This window comes from Dysgonomonas sp. Marseille-P4677 (assembly GCF_016652235.1).
Classification (GTDB): Bacteria; Bacteroidota; Bacteroidia; order Bacteroidales; family Dysgonomonadaceae; genus Dysgonomonas.
The window spans coordinates 1-6,522 of the sequence record NZ_JAEPKU010000181.1; the positions used below are offsets into that span (position 1 = coordinate 1).

At 34.9% G+C, this 6,522-nt stretch carries 8 protein-coding genes; 6 read left to right on the forward strand and 2 right to left on the reverse strand.

All coding sequences use genetic code 11. The annotated features are described in order from the left end of the window. Position 1: 1 nt before the first annotated feature. The 6 genes from yajC to JGH11_RS18450 are packed head-to-tail and all read left to right on the forward strand — an operon-like array spanning position 2 to position 4,229. Positions 2–280 carry a preprotein translocase subunit YajC gene (yajC, locus tag JGH11_RS18425; protein ID WP_201114247.1) on the forward strand — a complete coding sequence of 93 codons (279 nt, stop codon included), beginning with the start codon at positions 2–4 and terminating at the stop codon, positions 278–280. A 25-nt stretch (positions 281–305) separates the two neighbouring features. Beyond that, the gene (locus tag JGH11_RS18430) at positions 306–1,289 is read left to right on the forward strand and encodes a YbbR-like domain-containing protein (protein WP_201114248.1); all 984 of its coding nucleotides are present in this window, start codon (positions 306–308) and stop codon (positions 1,287–1,289) included. A gap of 15 nt (positions 1,290–1,304) precedes the next feature. After that, the gene (gene coaE, locus JGH11_RS18435) at positions 1,305–1,886 is read left to right on the forward strand and encodes a dephospho-CoA kinase (protein ID WP_201114249.1); all 582 of its coding nucleotides are present in this window, start codon (positions 1,305–1,307) and stop codon (positions 1,884–1,886) included. A 4-nt stretch (positions 1,887–1,890) separates the two neighbouring features. After that, a complete protein-coding gene (locus JGH11_RS18440) occupies positions 1,891–2,541 on the forward strand; it encodes a carbonic anhydrase (RefSeq protein WP_201114250.1) in 651 nt (216 codons plus the stop codon). Positions 2,542–2,543: 2 nt separating this feature from the next. Continuing rightward, positions 2,544–3,443, forward strand: coding sequence for a metal ABC transporter solute-binding protein, Zn/Mn family (locus JGH11_RS18445; RefSeq protein ID WP_201114251.1), 900 nt, complete (start codon positions 2,544–2,546; stop codon positions 3,441–3,443). Further along, positions 3,444–4,229 carry a metal ABC transporter ATP-binding protein gene (locus JGH11_RS18450; protein WP_201114253.1) on the forward strand — a complete coding sequence of 262 codons (786 nt, stop codon included), beginning with the start codon at positions 3,444–3,446 and terminating at the stop codon, positions 4,227–4,229. Positions 4,230–4,235: 6 nt separating this feature from the next. Here the strand turns inward: JGH11_RS18450 and JGH11_RS18455 are convergent, their stop codons facing one another. Next, complete coding sequence (locus JGH11_RS18455; protein WP_201114255.1) at positions 4,236–5,033, reverse strand: alpha/beta hydrolase; 798 nt, start codon at positions 5,031–5,033, stop codon at positions 4,236–4,238. Positions 5,034–5,045: 12 nt separating this feature from the next. Continuing rightward, the gene (locus JGH11_RS18460) at positions 5,046–6,314 is read right to left on the reverse strand and encodes a replication-associated recombination protein A (RefSeq protein WP_201114256.1); all 1,269 of its coding nucleotides are present in this window, start codon (positions 6,312–6,314) and stop codon (positions 5,046–5,048) included. Between the last annotated feature and the right edge of the window lie 208 nt (positions 6,315–6,522).

Sequence of the window (6,522 nt, forward strand, 5' to 3'; positions counted from 1 at the left end):
TATGGGTAGCAGCGGAAGCATGATAATAATGATGATTGTATTGTTTGCTATCATGTATTTCTTTATGATCAGACCACAACAAAAGAAACAAAAAGCATTACAAGAAGCCAGAAATGCTATCAAAGTTGGTGACAAAGTTGTTACAGCAGGTGGTATTCATGGAAAAGTAAAAGAGATTGGAGATACATCATTTGTAGTTGAAATTGCAGACGGTGTGAGAATTAAAATTGAAAAAGCATCTGTTTATGTTTCTGCTGAAGATACTCAGGCTAATAAGTAAAGAGAATATAAGTCAGGTATAGCTTATGAGCGATACTAAAGATATAATCATACAAGAAGTCAGATCGTTTTTCAAAAAAATATCATGGAAAAAGATTCTGACTTTTTTGTTTTTTGTTTTACTTTCCTCAATCTTTTGGGTAATGCAAATTTACCGTCAAAATTTTGAGTCAACCTTTGTTATACCTGTCAAATATGTAAATGTACCTGATAGTATTGTTTTTGAGAATGATCTTCCTGCCAATATAAATGTTCGCATCAAGGATGATGGGGCTGCTCTTTTTAAATATTATTTTACAAAGAGGAGCGATTCTTTAATTGTGGATGTGCGTGATATGGTTAGTGGAACTCAGGAAAGAGTTATTCAGGGACGTAATTTCGAACAATTAATTAGGGGTAAGTTATATGCAACAACTGAGCTTATAAGTTATTCTCCAACAAGAGTTTCTTATGCTTATGCAGTTTTGCACCAGAAGAAATTACCGGTAATATATGACGGTTATATAAGCTTAGCTTCAGGTTATCTGATCGATGGTGAATTAATGATTAAGCCTGATTCTGTATTGGTGTATGGAAGCCGTTCGGCTTTAGATACATTGCACTATGCTCATACTATGGATGATACATTGCGAGATGTTACTTCTGAAAAAAAAATGTTAGTAGCTATGAGGCAGGCGAAAGGAATTCGATTTGTGCCAAATATTGTAGAACTTTCAGTATCTGTTGATAAATTTAATGATAAAGAAGTCGAAGTGCCTGTCACATGCGTTAACCTCCCCGAGAATTTGAATATTAAGATTTTTCCGTCATCAGTTAAAATACCATTTTTAGTTGGGCTGAAGAGATTTAATGATATATCTGCCAGCAATTTTCAAGTGATCATAGACTACAATGATATCAAAGACTTGAAGGATGCTTCAGTTCCTGTGCGGATAACAGAAAGTCCGGAGTATATACAGACGAAGGCTCCCATTCCTTCGGAAGTAGAATTTGTATTGGAGCAAAAATAAAAACCCATAACAATAATGATTAAACTAGGAATAACAGGTGGGATAGGGAGCGGTAAGTCAACTATTTCTGAGATATTTTCACTTTGTGACATTCCTGTTTATATTGCTGATATAGAGAGTAAAAGGTTGATCGCGACTTCTCCCATTATAAAAGAGAAGTTAATAAAAATGTTTGGACCGGATCTTTTTGAAAATAATGTACTAAATAAATCTTTGCTTGCTACTCATATATTTAATGATAGAGACAAATTGAATGCAGTGAATGCAATTATACACCCTGAAGTAGAGAAAGATTTTCGGGAATGGGTTACACAGCATAGTCGATATAAAATTGTTGCACATGAAGCTGCAATTCTTTTCGAATCTGGATTTGACAAGCTTATGGATAAGGTTGTAATGGTTTATTCTCCATTGGAAGTGAGAATTGCGCGAACCATGAATAGGGACAATATTTCACGTGAAAAAGTATTGGAACGAATCGAAAACCAGATGTCGGATGAGGATAAAATTAAACTATCTGACTTTATAATTGTTAATGACGGAGAACAATCGTTGATTGAGCAAGTTCAGGCTATACTGGAACAACTAAAAAAATGAGAATATGCTCATAGAAGAATCATACAGAAAAATATTTGAAGAAAATAGTAAGTGGGTCAAAAAGAAGAAAACTGAAGATCCTGATTTTTTTAATCATCTGGCAAACGGACAAAATCCTGATTATTTATATATAGGATGTTCTGATAGTCGTGTACACGCTAATGAAATAATGGGTTTACAGCCCGGCGAAGTATTTGTACATAGGAATATCGCGAATATGGTTGTTAATAGCGATTTGAATATACTATCTGTTATAAATTATGCTGTAGAGTATTTACATGTGAAATATATCATTGTATGCGGGCATTATGATTGTGGAGGTATTAAAGCTGCGATGGAACCTAAAGACTTAGGAATACTTAACCCTTGGTTACGCAATGTACGTGATGTGTACCGTCTCCACGAGAAAGAATTAGATGCAATAGAAGATACAAAAGAACGATATAATCGTTTGGTGGAATTGAATGTATATGAGCAATGTTTGAATGTTATTAAAACTGCAGAAGTTCAGAAATCCTTTTTAGCTAATGGGTATCCGCGTGTTGCCGGATGGGTATACGGTTTGAATGATGGAATACTTCGCGATTTGAAAATTAATTTTAAAGAAGAATTAAATCATATTCGGAAGATTTATGATTTAACAAAAGGAGAATAATTATGAGATATAAGCTGATTCTAACAGCCGTTATAATAAGTGTTTTATCTTTCTGGGGATGTAAGCCGTCTGGCAATATAGAAGGCAAGAAAACATTGTCTGTGACTATAGATCCTCAGAAGTATTTTTTGAGTACCATCGTTGGCGATCATTATGATGTGAATTGTATTGTTCCATCAGGTTCTAACCCCGAAAGTGCAGACTTTACACCATCTCAGATGATGGCGTTAGATAAGAGTATCGCCTATTTTAAAATAGGATATTTGGGAATAGAGAATACATTGGTTGAGAAAGTTTCTAAGGGTAATCCCGATTTGAAAATAATAGACTGTTCAGTTGGTATAGAGTCTGTAGGTGACCCTCATGTACACGATCATGGAGATGGGGATCACGATCATCATCATCACTATGCTCATGCAGGAGGCGACCCTCATACATGGAGTTCTATAAAATCAGCGAAAATGATTGTCGCAAATATGTATAATGGCTTGTTAGAGTTGGATAAAGCTAATGAGGCTGACTATACTATTAATTATAATAAGCTACAGAGTGAAATTAATCAGACTGACAGTATTATAAAAGCATATTTAAGTAAAGCTCCAAGTAAGGCCTTTATTATATATCATCCTGCCTTGAGCTATTTTGCCGATGAGTATGGTCTGGATCAATATTCAATCGAACATGAAGGAAAAAATCCTTCACCTTCTCAGCTAAAAGAACTAATTGATAAAGCAAAAGCAGAAGGAATAAAAGTTGTATTTATTCAGCAGGAGTATGATACGAAGAATGCTGAAACAATAGCTGAAGCAATAGGAGGGAAAATTATACCTCTAAACTTATTATCGTATCAATGGAGCGAAGAAATGATTAAGATTGCTAAGGCATTGGCTTTAGAAAAATAAATGGAGGCAATACTTGAAATAAGAAATCTGTCAGTTGGGTACGATGATAATCCCAATGTTTTGAAAAATGTCAATTTAGATGTTTTTCAAAATGACTTTCTAGGTATTATCGGACCTAATGGAGGTGGTAAAACAACCCTCTTAAAGACTATTCTAGGCTTGGTAAAACCGATGGGAGGGAGTATTTCTTTTTACAGAAATAATTTGAAAATAGATAAAATAAACATAGGTTATTTGCCTCAAATAAATCAAATAGATAAAAAGTTCCCTATTTCAGTATATGATGTTATCCTTTCAGGATTAACAATAAAGCGAAGCATATTTTCTCCTTATACAAAGCAACAGAAAGATCGGGTAGGAGAGGTTGCAAGGCAGATGGGCTTGGATAAACTTATCGATAGATCGATTGGTGCATTATCGGGAGGGCAATTGCAGAGGGCATTGCTTGGTAGAGCTATAATAGATGGTCCTGATATGCTGGTGCTTGATGAACCTAATTCATATGTTGATAAGCGTTTTGAAACCGATTTTTACAAAATATTAGAGGATATAAATAAAAATACAGCTATTATTCTCGTTTCTCATGATGTGGGAACAGTTGTGTCGCTAGTGAAAAATATAGCTTGTGTAAATGAAGGTTTACATTATCATTCCGGTACAAATGTGACCTCCGAATGGTTGCAGGAATCTTATTCATCTTGTCCTATCGAGATTGTCGGCCATGGAGATTTTCCTCACAGGGTATTAGAAAAACACGAGGGATGTGATTGCTGTAGAGAGGACTAAACTCTATCAGTTCAATATTTCAGATATTTTCTTCTGATACTCGTCATTTTCTGTAATTGTATTATGTCCTTCGCCTTTAAGAGTAATTAGTGAGTCTGTTCTTTTTAGTAGTGTTTTTAGTTTCATTGAGTTGTTGTAATCTATTATATTATCGGCATCTCCATGAAAAATTATAATAGGTATCCGGCATTTACTTACATATTTATAAGTTTCTAGTTTATATTTGACAGCTAGATTAGGTATGATAGGGCAAATGCTTTGTATTACATTTGTAAGGCTGTAATAAGGTGCTTGCAAAATAAGCAATCTGGGATTGTTTTCAAATGCAATTTTCGAGGCCATTCCTGTTCCGATAGAGAAACCTAGAACAATGATTTTATTTTCATCATATCTCTGCTTCATTTCATTGTATGCTGTTTGAGTATCACTAAATAATTGAGATTGGCTGTTAATACTTCCTTGGCTTTTTCCAAATCCCCTGTAATCCAAAAAGAAAATATCATATCCTAATGCAGTATATATAGGGGCTATTTGCCCCCAAGAATCCAATGCCCCTGCATTTCCGTGTAGATAAAAGATGAGTCCTTTGGACTTTTCAGTTTTAAATAGAAGACCATTTAGTATAGTTCCATCATCTGCTTTAATATCTATTTCTTCAAAATTCTGGTTAAAATTAAATTTATAATTTTTATCTAATTTTTCAGGATAAAAGATGAATTTCTCTTGGAAAAAGAAGAAAAAGACACAGAAAATAATATATATGGATGATAGAATAATAAGAACTTTAATGAAGGCTTTTTTCATAAATCAGAATTTTCAGTATCTGTCTTTCCATAATTTTTTCAACCACTCTACAATCTTAATCTCAGATGCGTTTTGTTGTGGTTTCCAGAATTGACGCCCTTTTATTTCTTTTGGAACATAATCTTGTTGTACAAAATTATTTTTGAAACTATGAGCGTATTTATAATTTTTGCCATAGTCCAATTCTTTCATCAATTTTGTAGGGGCATTGCGTAGATGTAAAGGCACGGGTAAATTACCGGTTTCATTAACTAAGGCAATAGCTTCATCTATCGACATGTAGGCCGAATTGCTCTTTGGTGATGTTGCTAAATATATAGTTGTCTCTGCCAGTACAATACGGCCCTCAGGCCAACCTATTTTCTGAAGTGTATCGAAGCAGGCATTAGCTAATAATAAAGCATTTGGATTTGCAAGGCCTATATCTTCTGCTGCGGAAATAACTAGCCTCCGGGCTATAAATTTAGGATCTTCGCCCCCTGCAACCATACGTGCCAGCCAGTAGATTGCCGCATCTGGATCACTGCCCCTGATTGATTTTATGAATGCTGAAATTATGTCATAATGCATTTCTCCGCCCTTGTCATAGGCCGCAGGATTCTCTTGTAGTCGCTCTGTCACTAACTTATCGGTGAGAATCACTTTATCACTTGTATCAGCATTAATTACTAAATCAAGTATATTTAAAAGCTTCCGCGCATCTCCTCCCGAGAATCGAAGCAGGGCATTCGTTTCTTGTAACTCTATATTCCTTTGCTTAAGAATAGTGTCTTGGGTGACTGCTCTGTGCGCTAATTCAATTAGGTCACTTTTATCCAGCGATTGTAGCACATATACCTGACAGCGGGATAACAGCGGTCGTATGACTTCAAACGAAGGGTTTTCGGTTGTCGCTCCTATCAAAGTTATTACGCCTGTTTCTACAGCATTGAGTAGAGAATCTTGCTGTGATTTCGAGAAACGATGGATTTCATCAATAAATAATATTGGACTTCTGGTGTCGAAGAACTGGCTTTTCTTAGCTTGTTCTATAACTTCACGAACATCTTTTACCCCGGAATTAATTGCACTCAAAGTATAGAAAGGCGTATCGAGTGTGTTAGCTATAATCTGGGCCAATGTTGTTTTTCCCACACCAGGAGGCCCCCAAAGCAAAAATGAAGGTATACGTCCCGAATCTATCATTTTTCGAAGAATTGCACCTTCTCCTACAAGATGTTTCTGACCTATATACTCGTCTAATGTTCGAGGTCGTAATCGTTCTGCTAATGGCTGGCTCATATTATTTAATTGTGATATTCAAATTTACAAAAAGTTATTATAGTCACAAGTTTCTTTTTCAACATAAAATGATAGCGTCATTTGATCTATATTAACTTTTTAGTCTTTGGTTTTGATCGAAAGCACTAATATTATATGTAAAATAAAATTCTGCCAAATCGTCAGATTCTGTCATTTTTAAAAATTATCTCTATTTTGGCACAGCATT

Coding starts and splice junctions, on each gene's coding strand:
- yajC (WP_201114247.1), top strand. CDS start 2: ATGGGTAGCAGCGGAAGCATGATAATAATGATGATTGTATTGTTTGCT.
- JGH11_RS18430 (WP_201114248.1), top strand. CDS start 306: ATGAGCGATACTAAAGATATAATCATACAAGAAGTCAGATCGTTTTTC.
- coaE (WP_201114249.1), top strand. CDS start 1,305: ATGATTAAACTAGGAATAACAGGTGGGATAGGGAGCGGTAAGTCAACT.
- JGH11_RS18440 (WP_201114250.1), top strand. CDS start 1,891: ATGCTCATAGAAGAATCATACAGAAAAATATTTGAAGAAAATAGTAAG.
- JGH11_RS18445 (WP_201114251.1), top strand. CDS start 2,544: ATGAGATATAAGCTGATTCTAACAGCCGTTATAATAAGTGTTTTATCT.
- JGH11_RS18450 (WP_201114253.1), top strand. CDS start 3,444: ATGGAGGCAATACTTGAAATAAGAAATCTGTCAGTTGGGTACGATGAT.
- JGH11_RS18455 (WP_201114255.1), bottom strand. CDS start 5,033: ATGAAAAAAGCCTTCATTAAAGTTCTTATTATTCTATCATCCATATAT.
- JGH11_RS18460 (WP_201114256.1), bottom strand. CDS start 6,314: ATGAGCCAGCCATTAGCAGAACGATTACGACCTCGAACATTAGACGAG.